Genomic DNA, 20,885 nt, shown 5'->3' with positions numbered 1-20,885 from the left:
GCCACCCTGCCCCTGGCCGCCCAAACGGCGGCAAGCGCGAGCGGCGTTGTCGCCTTCGCCCCAGGCAAGCTCGCCGCACTGCGCAAGGCCGGCACACCCGTGTTCGTCGACATGACGGCGGATTGGTGCGTCACCTGCAAGGCCAACGAACATGCCGTGCTCGACGGCGACGATTTCAAGGCGCTGCTCAAGCGCACCGGCACCATTTATATGAAGGGCGACTGGACCAACGAGGACCCGGCCATCTCCGCCTTCCTGCAGCAGTACCACTCCCCTGGCGTGCCGCTATACGTGGTGTTTCCTAAGGACGACGGCGACGGACGAAAGCTGCCGACGGTACTGACCTTTTCACTGGTGGAGCAGGCGCTGACCCAGGCGGCGAACTAATCGCCGCGGCAAGCCTGCATACTTGCGGCCCCGCGAATCACTCCTCACCCATGCTGAGCCGCACCAACCTTGTCATCCTCGCCCTGGCCTTGCTGGCCGCCATCGCCGGCGGCTGGCTGCAGCATGAAAGCCGGATGGCGCACGTGCCGCCCGGAGTCCATGTCGCAAAGGTCGGCGATCTTCGCCCGGACGTGGCCCTGCTCGACCTCGACGGCCACGAGCGCCGCCTCTCCGGCTACCAGGGCAAGCGCCTGCTACTAAACTTCTGGGCCAGCTGGTGTGCGCCGTGCCTGGCCGAGATGCCCGCTTTGAACGCAGGCCAACGCAAGTTCGCCGATCAGGGGGCGATCGTGCTGGGTATTGCTATGGACCAGCCGGATCGTGTACGAGCTTTTCTTGCCAGCCATCCGGTGGGCTACCCCATCCTGATCGGCCAACTCACGTCGCCCAGCACCTCGCTGCGCTTCGGCGACCTGGATGAGGTGCTGCCTTACAGCGTGCTGCTGGACGAAAACGGCCGCATCCTGGCTGTTCACCGCGGCCCGCTGGACGGCCAGCAACTGGACCGCTGGCTGTCGTCGGCAAGCGCGCCCTGACGCGGTTTGCACCGCCATACGTCGACGCACGTTTAACATCTTCTTTCTCCGCCAAACGTCGCCGAATTGCGCCGAACTGGACAATATTCTCGGCACCGCGCACACTCTCGCCGGTTTTAGGGAAGCTGGGAGCACCATGGCGAAGCTGCTGGTCCTGCACGGACCCAACCTCAACCTGCTCGGCGTACGCGAACCGGATATCTATGGCCGGGAAACGCTGGCCGACATCAATAACCAGTTGGCCCAGCGCGCCCAGGCGACTGGCCATGAGCTGGCCTGGTACCAGTCCAACGCCGAGCATGAACTGATCGGCCGCATTCACCAGGCGCGCGACGAACAGATCGCCACCATTCTGATCAACCCCGGTGCGTTTACCCACACCAGCGTGGCCCTGCGCGATGCGCTGGCCGCGGTGGGCATTCCCTTCATCGAACTGCACATGAGCAACGTGCACGCCCGCGAGCCGTTCCGCCGCCATTCCTATCTGTCGGACCTGGCGATGGGCGTGATCTGCGGCTTTGGCAGCACCAGCTATCGCCTGGCGCTGGAGGCTGCCCTGGCCAAACTCGAAGCAACGCCTGCCGGCTAGCTGGCCGATACCGTTTTCTTTCACTTTCCCGCCGCCAAGCTGCGGCCCACAGACCCTGAGAAGGCAAGCCCCATGGATCTGCGCAAGATCAAAAAACTGATCGACCTGCTCGAGGAATCCAACCTCGCCGAACTGGAAATCAAGGAAGGCGAGGAAGTCGTGCGCCTGTCGCGCGTGCCCAAGGGCGGCATCACCGTAGCTGCGCCCCCCGCTGCACACGCGCCGGCCCCGGCTCCGGCCGCCGCTCCCGTTGCCGCCGCTCCCGTGCCGGCCGAAGGCGAAGCGGGCAGCAACCTGCCGGCCGGCCAGGTGGTGAAGGCGCCGATGGTCGGCACCTTCTACGCCTCGGCCAGCCCGGGCGCACCGGCGTTCGTCAAAGTGGGCCAGCAGGTCAAGGCGGGCGAGACGCTGGGCATCATCGAAGCAATGAAGATGTTCAACCAGATCGAAGCCGAAGTATCCGGCGAGGTGAAGGCCATCCTGGTCGATAACGGCCAGCCGGTGGAATTTGACCAACCGATGTTCGTGATCGGCTGAACGGCCTGACGACTATGCAAAAGCTCGAAAAGGTCGTTATCGCCAATCGTGGCGAAATCGCGCTGCGTATCCTGCGCGCGTGTCACAGCCTCGGCATCAGGACTGTGGCGGTGCACTCCACCGCGGATCGCAATCTCAAGCACGTGGGCCTTGCGGATGAAGCCATCTGCATTGGACCCGCGCCTTCGGTCGACAGCTACCTCAACATTCCGCGCATCATCGCTGCGGCGGAAATCACCGACGCCAACGCTATCCACCCGGGCTACGGCTTCCTTGCCGAGCGTGCTGATTTCGCCGAACAGGTGGAGCAATCCGGCTTCATCTTCATCGGACCGACGGCCGATGTGATCCGCATGATGGGCGACAAGGTAGAAGCGATCCGCGCGATGAAATCGGCCGGCGTGCCGTGCGTGCCGGGTTCCGGTGGTCCGCTCGGCGACAATGTCGAGGAAAACATGCGCATCGCGCGTGAGATCGTCTATCCGGTGATCATCAAGGCCGCTGGCGGTGGCGGTGGCCGCGGCATGCGCGTGGTGCGCACCGAAGCGCATCTCGGCAACGCCATCACCATGACCAAGCAGGAAGCCAAGGCCGCGTTCGGCAACGATCAGGTGTACATGGAGAAATTCCTGGAGAATCCGCGCCACGTGGAAATCCAGGTGCTCGCCGATGGCCAGGGTCAAGCGATTCACCTTGGCGAACGCGATTGCTCCATGCAGCGCCGTCACCAGAAAGTGGTCGAGGAAGCACCCGCGCCTGGCATCACGCCCGAACTGCGCGCACATATTGGCAAAGTTTGCGTGGACGCCTGTTTGCGCATCGGCTATCGCGGCGCGGGCACGTTCGAATTCCTGTTCGAAAACGGCCAGTTCTACTTCATCGAAATGAACACGCGTATCCAGGTGGAGCATCCGGTCACGGAGCTGATCACCGGCGTGGACCTGGTGCGTGAGCAATTGCGCATTGCGGCCGGCGAAAAACTGTCGCTCAAGCAGGAACACATCAAGATCAACGGTCACGCGATCGAGTGCCGCATCAACGCGGAAGATCCGGAAACCTTCATGCCTTCGCCCGGCACGGTGAAGCGCTTCGAAGCACCCGGCGGTCCCGGCGTGCGGGTGGACACGCACTTGTACGACGGCTACAAGATTCCGCCGAACTACGATTCGATGATCGGCAAATTGATCGTGCACGGACCGGATCGCGACACCGCTATTGCGCGCATGCGCCTGGCGCTTGCCGAGACAGTGATCGAAGGCGTCAAGTGCAACGTTCCGCTGCAGCAACGCATCATGTCCGATGTGGGCTTCCAGCAGGGTGGACAGAACATCCACTATCTGGAGAAGCGCATGGCGGAACACAAAGAGCATCCGCACAGCGGGCTTGAACCGAAGTCCTGATCGGAACAACACGTCGTTCCGCCTTCGGGCGGAATAACGACGTTGCGCCCGACCGCAAGCTTCGCCCTCACCCTACCCGCTCCCCCGTTGTTGAACAAAAATGGGGGAGCGGGACAATAGCCGCAGCCCCCTCTTTCGGAATGCCAATGCCCTGGCTCGAACTCTCCTTGACTGTCCGTGCCGAACAGCAGCCTCGCGTGGAAGAAGCATTGGAGGAGCTTGGCTCGCTGTCGATCACCTTGCGCGACGCCAACGCCGAAACGCCCGACGAACAGGCGATTTTCGAGCCGGGCGTCGGCGAGCTGCCGTTGTGGCCAACGATCACCTTGAACGCGCTGTTCGATGCCGATATCGACCGCCGAGGCTTGAGCGAAGCCTTGAGCGAACTGCTGCCATGGCTGGAGCCCGACCAGCTCAACTTCCGCGACGTCGCCGACGAAGATTGGGAGCGCGCATGGATGGACCAGTTCAAGCCCATGTCGTTCGGTCGCCGCTTGTGGATTTATCCATGGAACATCGCACCGCCGGACGATGATGACGTGGCGATCGTGCAACTCGACCCGGGACTGGCCTTCGGCAGCGGCACGCATCCCACGACCGCGCTATGCCTGGCATGGCTGGACAGCCTGGATCTCGCCGGCAAACGCGTGATCGACTATGGCTGCGGCTCGGGGATTTTGGCCATCGCGGCATTGAAGCTAGGGGCGGCATCCGCCGCGGGCGTGGACAACGATCCGCAGGCATTGACGGCCTCTGCGGACAATGCCGAGCGCAACAACGTCGCCGACCGGCTGGCGCTGTTCCTGCCCGAGGATTTCGCGGGCGAACCTGCCGATGTGTTCGTCGCCAACATTCTCGCCGGTCCACTTGGCGAATTGGCGCCCACGTTCGCCGCATTGGCCCAGCCTGGCGCCCCCTTCGCACTTTCCGGCATCCTCAAGGGCCAGCAAGAGGAACTGCTTGAGCGTTATGCCAAATGGTTCGAAGCGCTGCGCGTGGATGTGCTCGAAGACTGGGTGCGCATCAGCGGCCGGCGTCGCGTTTGACGGGCTTGCGCCCTGCTAAGCTTGCCGCATACACGTTTTAGCGCAGCCATGTATACGCAATGCCCTGAATGCCTGTCCGTGTTTTCAGTGGATGCGCGCACGCTCGCGCAGGCGCATGGCTTCGTCATGTGCGGGCATTGCGGCGCGGGTTTCGACAGCATCGCCACCTTGGCCGATCAACTGCCGCCGGAACCTTTTCACGAACTGCCCGCCCACGAACCCGGCGTGGAACCGCCGCGCCTGGAGCTGGCCGTGTATCGGCCCAAGCCCGGCGCAGAACCTGAGCCTAGCGACACACCGTTGTTGCGCGACGATTTTGCCGACCTGGTCGTCACCCCGCGTTTCGCCCGCGACAAGCGCGCCGACAAGCCACGCCGTTGGCCATGGGTGGTCGCATGCCTGCTGCTGCTGCTCGGCCTTGTGGCACAGCTCGGCTGGGCGCTGCGTGATACCTTGATCGCCGACGCCACCACCGGCCCCCTGTTGCAACAAGCATGCGCGGTCCTGGCATGCGAATTGCCGCCCGTGCGCGACGTCGGCAAATTGCGCTTGCTTGCACGCGACGTACAAACGCATCCCACCGTACCGGGCGCATTGCTGATCAGCGCCACGCTGCGCAACGACGCAACGTTCACCCAACCCTGGCCGGTAGTCACCATCCGCTTGACCGATGGCAACGGCAAAGTGATTGCCATGCGCCGTCTCAATCCCTACGAATACCTTGACGACACGGAGGCCTTGCGGCGCGGCCTTGCACCCGGCGCTAGCACAGCTTTGATCTTCGAGGTAGAGGATCCGGGACATCAAGCCGTCGGCTTTGACATGGCATTTGAATAACAGCGGCTTAGTGCCTGTTCGACATAGCGTTATCCGTTTACATACGTTTTCATGTTCGAAGGCTCTTAATTTTATTGGTGGTCGCGAGTACACTCGATCCCTCGCGCTCAAGGAATGCTTGCTCCTGGGCAGCGACTGCCGACCCGCCGCGAAAGCGGTAACTGTCAAAACATGGCGACGGCCTATGCAGCCGTTGCGTGGAGTACGTGAGGGGACATGTCCTTGAACGCCGTTAGACTGCCTGCCAACGAGGCTGTTCGCGAATCCTCGTCGCAGAGCGCACTGAGTGAATGCGTCAGTCGTACAGTGCGCCGCTATCTTGCGGACATTGGCGATACGCCGTGCGACGAAGGTCTGCACGCGCTGGTGATTCGCGAAGTCGAAGGTCCGTTGCTGCGTGAAGTATTGGCCTTCCATGACGGCAACCAAAGCCGCGCTGCAGCGGTGCTGGGCATCAATCGCGCCACGCTACGCAAGAAGCTCACGCAGCACGGCCTGCTCTGAGTCAAGGCCGCGCCTGGCCGCCATCCATCCGGTTTAGACGTCCAAATGGCCACCATGGCACAGCAGCCTGTCGGGCTTCTGGTGCATGGCGCTATAATGCGCAGCTTTCACGCTTCCGGATGCCCCCATGCCTGCACCTGCCGTCACGCCTGTCCGCCGCGCACTGATCAGCGTCTCGGACAAGACCGGGCTGATCGAACTGGGCAAACGCTTGACGGCGGCAAAGGTGGCACTGCTTTCCACCGGCGGCAGCGCCAAAGCCTTGCGCGAAGCTGGCATCCCGGTCACGGACGTCAGCGACGTCACCGGCTTTCCGGAAATCATGCACGGCCGCGTCAAGACCTTGCACCCCAAGGTTCATGGCGGATTGCTCGGCCGCCGCGGGACGGATGACGCGGTGATGGCCGAACTCGGCATCGCGCCGATCGACCTGCTCGTGCTGAACCTGTATCCGTTCGAGACAACGGTCGCCAGGCCCGATTGCACGCTGGAACAAGCCATCGAAAACATCGATATCGGCGGCCCCGCCATGCTGCGTTCGGCGGCAAAAAACTGGAACGACGTCGGCGTGCTCACCGCACCCGAGCAATACGAAGAAGCACTCGCGGAGATCGAAGAACACGGTGGCTTGAGCCACAGCACGCGCTTCAAGTTCGCCGTGGCGGCGTTCAATCGCGTGTCCAACTATGACGGCGCAATCAGTGACTACCTGTCCGGCCTGCAACTCAACGATACGCAGGGCGCCATTACCGGTCATGACAGCTTCCCCGGCCAGCTCAACAGCCGTTTCGTGAAAACGCTGGATCTGCGCTACGGCGAAAACCCGCACCAGCAGGCTGCGTTCTATCGCGATCTGCAACCCGTGCCCGGCACGCTCGCCACCTTCCGGCAGCTGCAAGGCAAGGAACTCTCCTTCAACAACATCGCCGATGCGGATGCCGCCTGGGAATGCGTGCGCAGCTTCACCAAGCCGGCCTGCGTGATCGTGAAGCACGCCAATCCCTGCGGCGTGGCGGTGAGCCTGGATGGCGTCGGCAAAGCCTATGACCTGGCCTTCCAGACCGATCCCACCTCGGCATTCGGCGGCATCATTGCGTTCAACCGTGAAGTGGATGGTGTCACTGCGCAGACCATGGTGGAGCGCCAATTCATCGAAGTGGTGCTGGCGCCCAGCTATTCGGATGAAGCGCTGAAAGCTTTCGCCAAGAAGGGCAACGTACGGGTGCTGCACATTCCTGTGCCGGCGGAAAGCACGAGCCCGGCCGCTGGCTATGATCTGCGCCGGGTCGGCTCCGGCTTGCTGGTGCAGACCGCGGATCGCGGCATGATCACGGCGTCGGATCTGAAGATCGTCACGCGCCGCGCGCCCACGCAAGAACAAATCGACGACCTGATCTTCGCCTGGAAGGTGGCGAAGTACGTCAAGAGCAATGCCATCGTCTATGCACGCAACCGCCAGACCATCGGCATCGGTGCCGGCCAGATGAGCCGCGTGTACAGCGCGCGCATCGCCGGCATCAAGGCAGCGGACGAAAAGCTGGAAGTACGCGGCTCTGTGATGGCCTCCGACGCGTTCTTTCCCTTCCGCGACGGCATCGATGCCGCGGCCGCGGCAGGCATCAGCGCGGTGATTCAGCCAGGCGGCTCGATGCGCGATGCCGAAGTGATCACCGCCGCCGACGAACACGATATGGCGATGGTGTTTACCGGCATGCGCCACTTCCGCCATTGATGCTTCGTGGGCTGGAGTGAAATCCCAGCTTCCGTTGGCATGGCAAAGCTGGGATTGCATCCCAGCGTAGGGTTAATCCGCGGCAAGTTCTGACTTCGTGGCGCTGCGCGCAGCCGTTCCCACACGTTGCGCATACCGTCGCGCCAGCACCGCGCAGGTCATCAGCTGCATCTGATGGAACAGCATGATCGGCAACACGATCATGCCCAACATATGGGCAGGGAACAGCACGTTCGCCATCGGCACGCCACTGGCCAGGCTCTTCTTGGAGCCGCAGAACACGATGGTGATTTCGTCCTCGCGGTCGAAGCCCAGCGCACGCGAACCGTAGCGCGTCGTCAACAGTGCCGCGGCAAGCAGGATGGCGTTGACGATCAGCAAACCGCCCAGCACCGGCAGCGGAAGCTGCTTCCACAAGCCCTGCAACACCGCCGCGCTGAACGCGGTGTACACCACCAGCAGGATCGAACCCTGGTCGACCAGGCCGACCAACGGGCGATGCCGTTGCACCCAGCCACCGATCCACCACTGCGCCACCTGTCCGGCCACGAACGGCACGAACAGCTGCAGCACGATATCGCCCACCGAGTGCCAGGACAAACCGCCTTGCCCGTGGGCATGCACCGCCAGGCCTACCAGCAACGGCGTCAGCACGATGCCGATCAGACTGGATGCCGATGCCGAGCACACCGCCGCCGGCACGTTGCCGCGCGCGATGGAGGTGAATGCAATCGATGACTGCACCGTCGACGGCAGGCTGCACAGAAACAGAATGCCAACGTAGAGCGCCGGCGTGACCAGTGGCAGCAACAGCGGTTTGAGCAGCAGTCCCAGCAGCGGAAACAACACGAAGGTGCTGGCCAGCACCGTGAGATGCAGGCGCCAGTTCGTAATGCCCGCCAGCACCGCCTCGCGCGAGAGCTTGGCGCCATGCAGAAAGAACAATAGGGCGATGGCGAAGTTGGTCAGCCCATCGAACGCCACCGCCGCATGGCCCCGGCACGGCAACACGCTGGCGGTGATGACGGTGGCGATCAGGCAAAGCGTGAAGTTGTCGGGCAGGAAACGACGCAAAGACATGGCTGCAGGGCTCGGGGAACGCTTGAATGGGGCTATTTCAACGCCCAGCCATTGATAAATCAAATAACTTTATTGTATCTATTGATACGTTATGAGCATGAATGTAAATCTCCGGCAGTTGCGGGTTTTTCTCGCCGTGGCGCGACAGCGTCATTTCCGGCGCGCCGCCGAACAGCTGCATCTGAGCCAGCCCGCCGTGAGCCGGCATGTGGCCGAGCTGGAAGCGGAACTCGGCGTGCGCCTGTTCGATCGCAGCACGCGCGAAGTCATCCCGACCGACGCCGGCCGCTATCTGGAAAGCGCGATCGAGCGCGTGCTGGATGAACTCGAAGGCGTGCTGGACCATGTGCATTCCGAAGGCGAGCGCAAGCGCGGCAAGGTGCATATCGCCTCGGTGCCGACGCTGTCGGCCAGCCTGATGCCACTGTGCATTGCCGCGTGCGCACGCAGCTATCCCGAGCTCGCCATCCAATTGCATGATCAAACGCAAGCGCTCGTGCTCGATAGCGTCCGCGGCGGCGAAGTGGATTTTGGCATTGCCATTGAACCGGCCGAGGCCAGCGAATTCGACAGCGAAGTGATCATGCACGATCCGTTCTGCCTTGCCTGCCGCCCGGATCATCCGTTCGCGCAGCACAAGACCGTGGCATGGAAGAAATTGCAAGGGCAACCGCTGGTGCTGCTCGATTATTTCTCCGGCAGCCGGCGCCTGATCGACGGGTTGCTGCAGAAACATGGGGTGGCGGCAAACGTGGTGCAGCAAACCGGCCACCCTTACACGGCATTCCGCATGGTGGAGGCCGGGCTTGGCGTCACCATCACGCCGGCGCTCTCATCGCCTCCTGCCACGCTCGCCGTGCGCGCGCTCATACCTACCGAGCGGCGCGCCATCACCTTGATCCGTCGCCGCCAGCGATCGCTTTCGCCCCTGGCTGCGCTGGTGTGGCATCAATTGCGCGAACTGACCGCCAAAGGCATGCTCACACCGCATTGAGCACTGCCTGCTTACGCTGCGCAGCTTTCGAAGCGAGGGAATCGATCCATGCGCTACGAACTCTATTACTGGTCGACCATCCAGGGCCGTGGCGAGTATGTTCGCCTGGCGCTGGAAGATGCAGGCGCCGACTACATCGACGTGGCGCGCGAACGCGGCGACAAGGCGATCATGCCGTTCCTGCGCGGCAAGCAGGAAGGCGCCCTGCCCTTTGCGCCGCCGTTCCTCAAGGCCGGGCGCCTGGTGATCGCGCAGACGGCCACCATCCTGGCTTATCTCGGCCCGCGCCTTGGCCTGGTGCCAGGCGGGCAATCGGCCGAAATGTACGCGCAGCAATTGCAGCTGACGATCGCGGACTTCGTGGTGGAAATTCATGACACGCACCATCCGCTTGCCGTCGATCAGTATTACGAGCAGCAGCGCGCTGCCGCACGCAAACGCAGCCAGGCGTTTCGCGAGGAGCGGGTACCTAAATTCCTCGGCTATTTCGAACAGGTGCTGGAGCGCGGCAATGGGCGCCAGGCGCTTTCACGCCATTCGTACGTGGACCTGTCGCTGTTCCAGCTGATCAGCGGCCTCGACTACACCTTTCCCAATACGATGCGCCGCATGCAGAAACGTATTCCACGCTTGCGCGCCCTGGCCGAGCGCATCGCCGAACGGCCGAACATGGCCGCGTACCTCGCGTCGCCGCGGCGCATTGCGTTCAACGAAGAAGGCATCTTTCGCCACTATGCCGAGCTGGATCGGCCGGGCCGGTAACTGCATTCAAAACAAGGCAATCACCAGCGAACCGGCCACGATCAGCAAACCGCCGACCAGCATCGGCCAACTCGGCTTTTCACCCAGCACCAGCAAGCCCAGCACGATGGCGATCGCCACGCTGAGTTTGTCGATCGGCGCCACCTTGCTTATCGGCCCCAGTTGCAAAGCACGGTAATAACACAGCCACGACAAACCCGTAGCGATACCCGAAAGCACCAGAAACACCCAGCTATGCCACGGCAGGCCGGAGGGCTTGGCCCATTCCGCGCGCAAGCTGAGGATGCCCGCCGTTACCGCGAGAATCACCAGCGTGCGAATGAACGTGGCGAGGTTGGAGTTGATGCCGGCCACGCCAAGCTTGCCGAACAGCGCCGTCAGCGCAGCAAAGAACGCCGAGCCCAGCGCGAACAGCAGCCAGCTTTCGCGCAGATTCATGCGTAGGGATGCTTAGGCATCACTGCCCGTTGTCTTCCGCCGACGATGCCGACGCAGGCTTGGTGTTGCCCCATTGCATGATCTGGTACTGCACCGGCTTCACCCGCGTGCGGCTGACCGGATCGAACATATAGCCGTTCTCGTCCACGTTGTAGATCTGCTGCGGGCCGTGCTTGGGCGTGACCACCACCATGTAGACGCGGCCGTTCTGCCGGAATTCCTGGATGGTGTTCTCGCCCTCCTGGCGCACCGATACGTCCGGCGGCGGCTGGCCGTTGGCATCGTGCGGTGCAGGCACCCCCGCCACCTTCGGCACCGGAATCGGCTTACCCGGCAGATGGCTGGGCTCCAGTTCCGCCGGGCTCGACACCGGTTTGCCGGCCGAACTTGCCGCGGCTGGCGCCGGCTCCTTCGCCGGATTCACACCTGGATCGTTCATGCCCGGCGGCGGTGGCGCAGGCGCGAAGTGAGGCGTCGCCGAGGACGATGAAGACGTCTGCGCAAAGGCCGACGAGGCGGCCAGGACAGAAAGGGCAAGCAAGCAGGCTGCGTGTTTCATGGCAGGGGAACCTCGTCAGAGTGCTAAATCATAGCAGTGGGCGGTTCGCCCGGCAGTGAATGAGCTGGATGCAAAGCAGGCCTGACGGCTCCATCTTCATAACTGTTCCTTGCACTTGTTCCCTTAGAATCCCGGCATGCCAAAACTCACGCTCATCGACGGCTCGTCGTACCTTTACCGCGCCTTCCACGCGCTGCCGCCCCTCAGCAATGCGAAGGGCGAACCCACGGGCGCCTTGTTCGGCGTGGTCAACATGCTGCGTGCTACGCTGAAGGCCAAGCCCGATTATGTGGCCTTCGTCAGTGACGCCGCGGGACCCACCTTCCGCAACGTGCTGTACGACAAATACAAGGCAAACCGCCCGCCGATGCCGGACGATCTTCGCATGCAGGTCGAGCCGATGCTGAAAATCGTGAGCGCGCTGGGCTTTCCGATTCTGCGCGTGGACGGTGTCGAGGCGGACGATGTGATCGGCACACTCGCATGCCAGGCGCATGAGCATGGCATCGACGTGGTCATTTCCACCGGCGACAAGGACCTCGCGCAACTGGTGCGGCCTGGCATCACGCTGGTCAACACCATGACCAACACCACCATGGACAACGCCGCGGTGGTGGAAAAGTTCGGCGTGAAGCCGGAGCAGATCATCGATTTCCTCAGTCTCACCGGCGACACCGTCGACAACGTGCCCGGCGTGAACAAATGCGGCCCGAAGACCGCCGCAAAATGGCTGGCCGAATACGGTTCGCTCGATGGCGTGATCGCGAACGCCGACAAGATCGGCGGCAAGATCGGCGAATACCTGCGCGAAGCGCTGCCAGCGCTACCGTTATCGCGCCAGCTGGTCACGATCAAGACCGACGTACCGCTGGACTTCACGGTGCCGCAATTGCTGTTGCGCGATCGTGACGTCGATGCGTTGCGCGAGCTGTACACCCGTTATGAATTCAAGGCCGCACTGAAAGATCTGGATAGCGTCACCGCGGAAGTGGCCCCAGCGCTCTCGCCTGCTGCTACCGGCACGGCGTCGGCGCCCGGCAAACCATCCATCGCATCGGGCAAGGGTGAATACGAACTGGTCACCACCCAGGCGCAATGGGACGCATGGCTGGCGCGCCTCGCACATGCGCCGCTGATCGCCTTCGACACCGAGACCACCAGCCTCGATGCGATGCAGGCGCACATCGTCGGCCTCAGTCTTTCCGTCGAGTCTTGCAAGGCTTGCTATATCCCGCTGGCGCACGATTATCCCGGTGCGCCTACGCAGCTGCCGCGCGACCAGGTGCTCGGCGCACTCAAGCCGATCCTGGAAGACCCCAAGCGCCCGAAGGTCGGCCAGCACGCCAAGTACGACATGAACATCCTGTCGCAGTACGGCATCGTGGTGCAGGGCCTGCAACACGACACCATGCTGGAATCCTACGTGTGGAACGCCACCGCCACGCGCCATGACATGGATTCGCTGGCCAAGCGCTATCTGGATTACGACACGGTCAAATACGAAGCGGTCGCCGGCAAGGGCGCCAAGCAGATTTCGTTCTCGCAGGTGGATCTGGATACCGCCTGCAACTATGCCGCCGAAGATGCGGATATTACCTTGCGCCTGCATCACGCACTGTGGCCGCAGTTGGAGAGCGAGCCAAAGCTGCGCAAAGTTTACGAAGAGATCGAAATACCGCTGGTCCCCGTGCTGGCCGGCATGGAACAACGCGGCGTGCTGATCGACGTGAATGAACTACGCAAGCAAAGCCAGCAGCTCGGCAAGCGCATGCACGAGCTGCAGCGGGAAGCCTGGCAGTCGGCAGGGCACGAGTTCAACCTCGATTCGCCCAAGCAGTTGCAAGCGATCCTGTTTGACGAACTCGGCTTGCCGGCCAAGCTGAAAACACCAACCGGGCAACCTTCCACCAACGAGGAAGCACTCGAAGCGATTGCGCAAGATCACGCGCTGCCGCGCCTGATTCTCGACTACCGCGGCCTGGCCAAGCTGCGCTCCACCTACACGGAAAAACTCGCCGAGATCGTCAATCCACGCACCGGCCGCGTACACACCAGTTACCACCAGGGGGCCGTGGCAACGGGCCGCATTTCATCCACCGACCCGAACCTGCAGAACATCCCGGTGCGCACCGAAGAAGGCCGGCGCATTCGCCAGGCGTTCATCGCACCGGAAGGCTGGCGGGTGATGGCGGCGGACTATTCGCAGATCGAGCTGCGCATCATGGCGCATCTGTCCGGCGACGAAGGACTGTTGCGCGCGTTCCACGAAGGCGGCGACATCCATCGTGCCACGGCCGCGGAGGTGTTTGGCCTCGAGCCGGATGCCGTCACCAGCAACCAGCGCCGCGCCGCCAAAGCGATCAACTTCGGCCTGATGTACGGCATGAGCGCGTTCGGCCTCGCCCGTCAGCTCGGCATCGACCGTGGCGAAGCCAGCGACTATATGGCACGTTATTTTTCGCGCTATCCCGGCGTGCACGCGTTCATGGATGCCACGCGCGAGCGCGCCCACCGCGATGGCTACGTCGAAACCCTGTTCGGCCGGCGGCTGTATCTGGAAAACCTGACCTCACGCAACCAGGCCCTGCGCGCCGGCGCCGAACGCGCCGCGGTGAACGCCCCCATGCAGGGCACCGCCGCCGACATCATCAAGCGCGCCATGATCACTGTAGCCGCATGGCTGAAAGACCGCGACGACGCGCACATGCTGATGCAGGTGCATGACGAACTGGTGTTCGAAGTACGCGCCGAGGCCGTGGATGTGGTGCGCGAGGCGGTCCGTCAACATATGTCTGGCGCCGCGCAGTTGCGCGTGCCACTGGTGGTGGATGTCGGCGTGGGCAAGAACTGGGATGAGGCGCATTAAGGACGCGCCGCGTAACTACATAGGCTGGGATGAAATCCCAGCATCGGGAGCCGCAGCAAACTGGAATTTCATTCCACTCCACCCGCAAATTCATGCGACAGATCCAGGCCGGTTTGCATAGTTCCCGCGCGCCAAACCGCGGGCATAATGGCGCTACAAACCAGGGGCCATGGATGATGAAGACGAAGCGCGTGCAAGTGTTTGCCGCTGCACTGGGTTTGATGGCGGCGAGTTTTTCTCTACACGCGGACACGATCAGACCGCTGACTGCCGCGGATTTCGCAAAGCGTCCGCCCTTCAGCACACCGAGCATGTCGCCCGATGGCCAGTACCTTGCCATGGCCATTCATGACGACGTCAATGCAGCCGGTGGCGGCAAATATGAAATAGGCGTGTTCCATTTGCCCGACATGAAGCCGTTCAGCCGGCTGGACGTGCCGGCCAAGCAGGTGCCCGAGCAGATTATCTGGACCAGCAATACACGCCTGATCATCGTACCCGCCAGGCAACTGGGCTGGCTGGACGCACCGCAGCTCACCGGCGACCTGATCGCCGTGGACTACGACGGTAGCCATCAGCAAAGCATGTATGGATGGGTCGCGGCACATCGGCACGGGCTGCCGCCGGGAGCCCGCGGCTATTTCAGCGGACTGCCGTCCAAGCCGAACGGCCATTTTTACTGGACCACCAGCATCAGCATCGCCGGCAAGGCGCGCGAAGGCCGCACGGAAATCTTCGATGTCGACGCCACGACGGGTACCGCCATATCGATGGGCAGCTTCAACGAAGCCGGCATGCGCCTCATCGTGCATGACGGCATTGCGCGTATTGCCTACGGCCTGGATGACCAGAACAGGCCGCTCCTGTTCGAACACGACAGCGAGAACCAGGCCTGGCGCAAAGTGCCGACCTCCGCACGCAGCGCCATTCCGCTGGCCATCAGCGATGACGGCAAGCAGGTCTATTGGCGATACAGCGCCGACGGCGGCCCCTATGCACTGGCCGTGAGCAACTTCGATCTTTCCAACCTGAAAATCCTCGCTTCGGACAGCTTCGGCTCGGTCGACGAGGTTTACTGGACGCCATATCCGCACAAGCCGTTCGCTGCGATGATCGATACCGGCAGGCCACGCGTCATCTATGTCGACGATGACAACAGCGCCACGATCCACAAGGCGCTCAGCGAACAGTTTCCGAATCTGCTGATCCGCTTTGCCGCCATCAGCGAAGATGGCACGCGCGTGCTGGTGCGTGCCGGCAGTGACAAAGACCCTGGTGTGTATGCACTGTTTACGCTCAACCCGGTCAGTTTCAAACCGCTGTTCCGGATCGCCCCGCAGATTGACCCGCAAAGCATGGCATCACGCCTGCCCATACGCTTCGCCGCCTCCGACGGGCAGCAATTGGACGGCTATCTCACGCTGCCGGCGCGAGGCGCCAAATTGCCGTTGGTACTGCTGCCGCACGGTGGCCCGATTGATATACGCGATCACTGGGATTACGACGCGTGGGCACAATTCCTGGCCAGCCGCGGCTATGCCGTGCTGCAAGTGAACTACCGCGGCTCGGCCGGACGCGGGCCGAATTTCCAGCACGCTGGTTACAAGCAGTTCGGTACCGGGATCCAGCAGGATCTGCTCGACGGCGTACGCTGGGCGATCGCACAAGGCTATGCGGACAAGGACAAAGTCTGCGTGTTCGGCGCCAGCTTCGGCGGATATTCGGCACTGATGGCGCCGATCCGCTCGCCCGGCACGTTCAAATGCGCGGTCGATTTCGCCGGCATCAGCGATTTCGACATCATGGCCGACAAGAGCGATATGGAAACAACCGAACGCGGCCAGAATTACTTCAACCAGGCGATCGGCCAGGATGAGGCCACGCTCCGGGCCATTTCGCCGCTCTACCATTTGGATCAGTTCAATGTGCCCGTACTGATCGTGCATGGCGAGGAAGATCCGCGGGTTCCACTGAAAAATGCGACCAAGCTTCGCAGTGCGCTCGACAAGGCCGGCAAACCCTACGAATGGTTGATCAAGCCGAAAGAACTTCACGGCTTCTATAGCGATGAAGACAACACGGATTTCCTGCAGCACCTGCAGGATTTCCTGGGCAAGTACCTGGGAAGCGCCGCCAAGTGATCACTCACATGAATCCCGGCTGACCATTTCCGACTTTTTGCACTCGCCAGTGCAACTTTCCGGGCCTTGGCACGTTCTAAGTTTGTGGATGCACGCAACGGCATCCCCCGGCGCCCACCTCCCTGGGTCGCCACCGGAATCGGCCCTCTCCCCTGGGTCGCCGATTCCCCCGGCCCCGCGGACTTCCCCCTAAAGTTCGCGGGGCCTTTCTCTTTGCTCATGCCCGATGGTTTTCTTGCCCTGCGTCAGGACAGACACGCATTCTCCCGTTAGGATGCTGTTACGGGATGGCCGCCGCCCGCCGGCTGCCCGAGCGCAAAGAGTTGCCCTGCAGTGCAAATCAAAGGGAAACCCACTTCCTTCGACATCGCCCATTTGACCGGGGTCTCCCAATCCACGGTCTCGCGTGCGTTGCGCGGCAGTCCGCTGGTCAGCGAGGAAACCCGCCAGCGCATCAAGGCCGCGGCGGACCAGCTCAACTACAAGGTGGACAAGAACGCCTCGAACCTGCGTTCGCAGCACTCCGGCACGCTGGCCTTGCTGCTGTTCGAAGACCCCACCGCCGACGACTCGCACATCAATCCGTTCTTTCTTTCGATGCTGGGCTCGATCACCCGCGCCTGCGCCCTGCGCGGCTACGACCTGCTGATCTCGTTCCAGCAGCTTTCCGACGACTGGCACGCCGACTACGCTGACACCAAGAAGGCGGACGGCATCATCCTGCTCGGCTACGGCGACTACCTGACCTACCGCGACAAAATGCAGAAGCTCGCCGCCCAGGGCACCCGCTCCGTGCGCTGGGGCGCCGTGCTGCCGGACCAGCCGGACATCTCCATCGGTTGCGACAACCTGCAGGGCGGCCACGCCGTAGCCACCCATCTGCTGGAACAGGGTTGCCGGCGCATTGCCTTCCTGGGCGATGCATCCAGTCATTACCCCGAATTCTTCGATCGTTACCGCGGCTACGTCACGGCCCTGCAGCAGGCAGGCGTCGACACCGATGGCAACCTGCAAGTGGATGCCGCCGAAAGCACCGAGCAGGCCGGCTACGAAGCGCTGGAAAAACTGCTGGAGCGCAAGCTGCCGTTTGATGCCATCTTTGCCGCCAGCGACCTCATCGCCATCGGCGCCATGCGCGCGCTGGCCAACCACGGCATCAAAATACCCGAACAAGTGGCTGTCGCGGGCTTCGACGACATTCCGATGGCCCGCTTTCTCAATCCACCGCTGACCACCGTGCTGCAGGACACCAAGCTGGCCGGTGAGACGCTGGTCGACAATCTGCTGTGCCTGATCCGCCGCGAGCCGGTGGAAACCCGGTTACTGCCGGTGAAACTGGTGGTACGTCGGTCCAGCCAGTACGGCGCCCGCTGAATCGTCTCGTCTCCGGGGCGACGGCGTGGTGTCGATTTCGCCTCCTGTGCTTCGTCTTCCTATCGAGAGCCCACTCAAGCTACGGAGGAAGCATCCATGTACGTCCAGCCCTACCTATTCTTCAACGGCCGCTGCGAAGAAGCCATTCACTATTACGAGCAACACCTCGGCGCCAAGGTCAACGACAAGTTGCGCTACAAGGAAGCGCCGCCCAGCGATGGTCCCGCGGCCAACGCCAATGGCGAGCAGATCATGTACAGCAACATCACCATCGGCGACACCGTGGTGATGGCGTCGGACGATTGCGTGAACCAGGAAACGAAATTCCAGGGCTTCTCGCTGTCACTCACGGTGACCAGCGAGGCCGAAGCCGAGCGCGCGTTCGCAGCGTTGGCCGACGGCGGCCAAGTGAACATGCCGCTGGGCCAAACCTTTTTCTCGCCCTGCTTCGGCATGGTGATCGATCGCTTCGGCGTCAACTGGATGGTCATCATTCCACCGCAGCAATAAGGAGAACCCCATGCGATTCATGATGCTGATGCTGCCTGCAGGCCAATGCGATGCCGCGCCCGATGCAAGGCCAAGCACCGAGGCGGTCGCGAAGATGATGCGCTTCAACAAATCGCTGCAGGAGGCGGGCGTACTGCTGGCCCTGGATGGCCTGCATCCGCCTTCGGCCGGCGTGCGCGTAAGCTCCGTCGACGGCAAACCCCGCATCGTCGACGGTCCCTTCGCGGAGACCAAGGAAGTGGTCGGCGGCTATTGGATGATCGACGTGGCCTCGCGCGAGGAGGCCGTCGCCTGGGCCTCGCGCTGCCCGCTCAATCCCAGCGACACCATCGAGATCCGGCAGGTATTCGAACTCAACGAATTTCCCGCCGAAGTGCAGCAGATGGTGCTGGAGACGCGCGCCCATTCGCAGCCTGATGCATCGATGTGAACTTGCATCGCCCCAGGGCACGTGCTGTGATCGGTGGCCATGACGGCCACCGACATCCATCGCACGATCGAAGCGGTATGGCGCATCGAATCGGCGCGGCTCATTGCCGGCCTTGCGCGCATGCTGCGCGACGTGGGGCTGGCCGAGGAGCTGGCGCAGGACGCGCTGGTAACGGCGCTGGAGCGCTGGCCGGAAAGCGGCGTGCCGGACAACCCCGGCGCCTGGCTGATGACCGCCGCCAAGCACCGCGCCATCGACCAGCTGCGGCGCAAAAAGCTGATCGAACGCAAGCATGAGGCCCTTGCCTATGAATCGGAAAGCGAGGCCGAAGATGGCAAGTCGGAGCTGGAAACCATGCTCGACGATGACATCGGCGACGACCTGCTCCGGCTGATCTTCACGGCCTGCCACCCGGTGCTTTCCGCCGACGCGCGCGCCGCGCTCACGCTGCGCCTGCTCGGCGGCCTGACCACCGACGAAATCGCGCGCGCCTTCCTGGTGCCCGAATCCACCATTTCGCAGCGCATCGTGCGCGCCAAGCGCACGCTGTCGGAAAAACAGATTCCTTTCGAAGTACCGCGCGGCGAAGAACGCGACGAACGCCTCGCCTCCGTGCTCGAAGTGATCTATCTCATCTTCAACGAAGGCTATGCCGCCACCTCGGGCGACGACTGGATTCGCCCCGAGCTGTGCAACGAAGCCATGCGCCTTGGCCGCGTACTGGCCGGCCTGGCGCCGCAGGAACCGGAAGCGCTGGGCCTGCTGGCGCTGATGGAAATCCAGGCCTCGCGCCTGCATGCGCGCACCACGCCCACGGGCGAACCGATCTTGTTGCCCGACCAGGACCGCAGCCGCTGGGATCCGCTACTGATTCGCCGTGGCCTTGCTGCACTGGAGCGCGCCGAAAAACTGGGCGGCGCGCACGGACCGTATGCCTTGCAAGCCGCCATCGCCGCCTGCCATGCGCGCGCGCGTACGGCGGAAGCGACGGACTGGAACCGCATTGCCGCGCTCTATGCCGAACTGGCGCAGGCGCTGCCGTCGCCGGTGGTGGAACTCAACCGCGCCGTCGCCGTGGCGATGGCATCCGGTCCCGCCGCAGGGCTTGCGCTGATCGACGCACTGGCGAACGAACCTTTGCTGCGCAACTATCACCTGCTGCCCAGTGTGCGCGGCGATCTCCTCAGCCGGCTGCAACGACACGCCGAAGCGCGCGAGGAATTCGAGCGTGCGGCATCGCTGGCGCGCAATGGACGAGAACGCAGCTTCCTACAGCAGCGCGCAGCCGCTAGCGCCGAAGCGGCACGTCACCCGTAGGCTGGGATTTCATCCCAGCCTACGATCCCAGTGCAAGGATTACACGTCCTGCGGCACCGCCCTGGGCAGCGCCGGCTCCTGCACGCGCAGCACGCTCACCCCCGCCACCAGCAAGCTCGCCCCGCCCAGCACCAGCGCGTAGATCGGCTGACCGTGGAAGAACACGCGCAACAGCACCCCCAGCACGCTCGCGGCCAGCAACTGCGGAATCACTATGAAGAAATTGAAGATGCCCATGTACACGCCCATCTTCTCCGCCGGCAGGTTGTCCGACAGCAGCGCATAGGGCAAGGACAGTATCGATGCCCACGCAAAGCCCACGCCCACCATCGGCAGCAACAACCAGTGCGGATCGCGGATCAGCAGGAACGCAATCAAGCCTGCGCCACCCAACCACAGATTGATCAGGTGGCTGATGCGCAAACCCCAGCGGCGCACCATCAGCGGAATCACCAGCGAAGCAATGGCGGCAAAACCGTTGTAAGCGGCAAACAGCACGCCCACCCAATTGGCGCCATTGTTGTAAGCGGCCGACTGCGGATCGCTGCTACCGAAGTGCACCTGCGCCACGCCGGCCGTGGTGTAGATCCACATCGCAAACATGGCAAACCACGAGAACAGTTGCACCAGCGCCAGGCGGCGCATGGCCGGCGGCATGGCATGCACGTCGGTCATCACTTGCGTGAACATGCCGACACCGCGCGCCACGCTTAGCCACAATTGCGAAAGGCCGAAGGCGGCCATGCCGCCGGCCAGCAAGTACAGCTCACGCTCGAGAGCATAGGC

At 62.9% G+C, this 20,885-nt stretch carries 21 protein-coding genes; 17 read left to right on the top strand and 4 right to left on the bottom strand.

What is annotated here, in order from left to right; translation table 11 throughout:
- The 9 genes from VMA74_RS02440 to purH form a co-directional block, all read left to right on the top strand.
- On the top strand, nucleotides 1-387 hold a 387-nt coding region (locus VMA74_RS02440), incomplete at its 5' end, for a thioredoxin family protein (protein ID WP_325364461.1).
- 50 nt (nucleotides 388-437) lie between these two features.
- Nucleotides 438-983 (top strand): TlpA disulfide reductase family protein, encoded by a 546-nt coding sequence (locus VMA74_RS02435; RefSeq protein ID WP_325364459.1) that lies wholly within the window; start codon nucleotides 438-440, stop codon nucleotides 981-983.
- 136 nt (nucleotides 984-1,119) lie between these two features.
- Nucleotides 1,120-1,572, top strand: a complete 453-nt coding sequence (gene aroQ, locus VMA74_RS02430) for a type II 3-dehydroquinate dehydratase (RefSeq protein ID WP_325364457.1) — start codon at nucleotides 1,120-1,122, stop codon at nucleotides 1,570-1,572.
- A gap of 72 nt (nucleotides 1,573-1,644) precedes the next feature.
- Nucleotides 1,645-2,109: an acetyl-CoA carboxylase biotin carboxyl carrier protein gene (gene accB, locus VMA74_RS02425; protein WP_325364455.1), complete on the top strand. Its 465-nt coding sequence runs from the start codon at nucleotides 1,645-1,647 to the stop codon at nucleotides 2,107-2,109.
- 14 nt (nucleotides 2,110-2,123) lie between these two features.
- The gene (gene accC, locus VMA74_RS02420) at nucleotides 2,124-3,509 is read left to right on the top strand and encodes an acetyl-CoA carboxylase biotin carboxylase subunit (RefSeq protein WP_325364453.1); all 1,386 of its coding nucleotides are present in this window, start codon (nucleotides 2,124-2,126) and stop codon (nucleotides 3,507-3,509) included.
- 146 nt (nucleotides 3,510-3,655) lie between these two features.
- Nucleotides 3,656-4,555, top strand: a complete 900-nt coding sequence (gene prmA, locus VMA74_RS02415; protein WP_325364451.1) for a 50S ribosomal protein L11 methyltransferase — start codon at nucleotides 3,656-3,658, stop codon at nucleotides 4,553-4,555.
- A gap of 78 nt (nucleotides 4,556-4,633) precedes the next feature.
- Nucleotides 4,634-5,392 (top strand): DUF3426 domain-containing protein, encoded by a 759-nt coding sequence (locus VMA74_RS02410; protein ID WP_414649543.1) that lies wholly within the window; start codon nucleotides 4,634-4,636, stop codon nucleotides 5,390-5,392.
- A gap of 216 nt (nucleotides 5,393-5,608) precedes the next feature.
- Nucleotides 5,609-5,896, top strand: coding sequence for a helix-turn-helix domain-containing protein (locus VMA74_RS02405; RefSeq protein ID WP_325364447.1), 288 nt, complete (start codon nucleotides 5,609-5,611; stop codon nucleotides 5,894-5,896).
- Nucleotides 5,897-6,023: 127 nt separating this feature from the next.
- The gene (purH, locus tag VMA74_RS02400; RefSeq protein WP_325364445.1) at nucleotides 6,024-7,628 is read left to right on the top strand and encodes a bifunctional phosphoribosylaminoimidazolecarboxamide formyltransferase/IMP cyclohydrolase; all 1,605 of its coding nucleotides are present in this window, start codon (nucleotides 6,024-6,026) and stop codon (nucleotides 7,626-7,628) included.
- Between the two features lie 72 nt (nucleotides 7,629-7,700).
- Here the strand turns inward: purH and VMA74_RS02395 are convergent, their stop codons facing one another.
- Nucleotides 7,701-8,708: a bile acid:sodium symporter family protein gene (locus VMA74_RS02395; protein ID WP_325364443.1), complete on the bottom strand. Its 1,008-nt coding sequence runs from the start codon at nucleotides 8,706-8,708 to the stop codon at nucleotides 7,701-7,703.
- A gap of 97 nt (nucleotides 8,709-8,805) precedes the next feature.
- Between VMA74_RS02395 and VMA74_RS02390 the strand changes: the two genes are divergently transcribed.
- Both VMA74_RS02390 and VMA74_RS02385 read left to right on the top strand, forming a co-directional pair.
- A complete protein-coding gene (locus VMA74_RS02390; RefSeq protein ID WP_325364441.1) occupies nucleotides 8,806-9,702 on the top strand; it encodes a LysR family transcriptional regulator in 897 nt (298 codons plus the stop codon).
- 48 nt (nucleotides 9,703-9,750) lie between these two features.
- Entirely contained in the window at nucleotides 9,751-10,464 is a 714-nt protein-coding gene (locus VMA74_RS02385) for a glutathione S-transferase (RefSeq protein ID WP_325364439.1), read from the top strand.
- Nucleotides 10,465-10,470: 6 nt separating this feature from the next.
- Here VMA74_RS02385 and VMA74_RS02380 read toward each other — a convergent pair whose 3' ends face one another.
- Together VMA74_RS02380 and VMA74_RS02375 are read right to left on the bottom strand one after the other, a co-directional pair.
- The gene (locus tag VMA74_RS02380) at nucleotides 10,471-10,902 is read right to left on the bottom strand and encodes an EamA family transporter (RefSeq protein WP_325364437.1); all 432 of its coding nucleotides are present in this window, start codon (nucleotides 10,900-10,902) and stop codon (nucleotides 10,471-10,473) included.
- Between the two features lie 19 nt (nucleotides 10,903-10,921).
- On the bottom strand, nucleotides 10,922-11,461 hold the full coding sequence (locus tag VMA74_RS02375) for a DUF2782 domain-containing protein (RefSeq protein WP_325364435.1): 540 nt from the start codon (nucleotides 11,459-11,461) through the stop codon (nucleotides 10,922-10,924).
- A 136-nt stretch (nucleotides 11,462-11,597) separates the two neighbouring features.
- On the opposite strand from VMA74_RS02375, the gene polA reads away from it, so the two are divergent.
- From polA to VMA74_RS02345, 6 genes are all read left to right on the top strand, one after another.
- Nucleotides 11,598-14,327, top strand: coding sequence for a DNA polymerase I (gene polA / locus VMA74_RS02370; RefSeq protein WP_325364433.1), 2,730 nt, complete (start codon nucleotides 11,598-11,600; stop codon nucleotides 14,325-14,327).
- Between the two features lie 173 nt (nucleotides 14,328-14,500).
- Nucleotides 14,501-16,468, top strand: coding sequence for an alpha/beta hydrolase family protein (locus tag VMA74_RS02365; protein ID WP_325364431.1), 1,968 nt, complete (start codon nucleotides 14,501-14,503; stop codon nucleotides 16,466-16,468).
- Nucleotides 16,469-16,807: 339 nt separating this feature from the next.
- The gene (locus VMA74_RS02360) at nucleotides 16,808-17,842 is read left to right on the top strand and encodes a LacI family DNA-binding transcriptional regulator (RefSeq protein WP_325364463.1); all 1,035 of its coding nucleotides are present in this window, start codon (nucleotides 16,808-16,810) and stop codon (nucleotides 17,840-17,842) included.
- Between the two features lie 96 nt (nucleotides 17,843-17,938).
- The gene (locus VMA74_RS02355; RefSeq protein ID WP_325364429.1) at nucleotides 17,939-18,352 is read left to right on the top strand and encodes a glyoxalase/bleomycin resistance/extradiol dioxygenase family protein; all 414 of its coding nucleotides are present in this window, start codon (nucleotides 17,939-17,941) and stop codon (nucleotides 18,350-18,352) included.
- Between the two features lie 10 nt (nucleotides 18,353-18,362).
- Nucleotides 18,363-18,782 (top strand): YciI family protein, encoded by a 420-nt coding sequence (locus VMA74_RS02350; RefSeq protein ID WP_325364427.1) that lies wholly within the window; start codon nucleotides 18,363-18,365, stop codon nucleotides 18,780-18,782.
- A 39-nt stretch (nucleotides 18,783-18,821) separates the two neighbouring features.
- Complete coding sequence (locus VMA74_RS02345) at nucleotides 18,822-20,099, top strand: RNA polymerase sigma factor (RefSeq protein ID WP_325364425.1); 1,278 nt, start codon at nucleotides 18,822-18,824, stop codon at nucleotides 20,097-20,099.
- Nucleotides 20,100-20,138: 39 nt separating this feature from the next.
- Here VMA74_RS02345 and VMA74_RS02340 read toward each other — a convergent pair.
- Nucleotides 20,139-20,885: MFS transporter (locus VMA74_RS02340; protein ID WP_325364423.1), on the bottom strand; the 747-nt coding region annotated here is incomplete at its 5' end.

Source organism: Dyella sp. (assembly GCF_035508675.1).
In the GTDB taxonomy this organism is placed as follows: Bacteria; Pseudomonadota; Gammaproteobacteria; order Xanthomonadales; family Rhodanobacteraceae; genus Dyella_B.
This window is presented reverse-complemented; position numbering and strand designations above follow the sequence as displayed.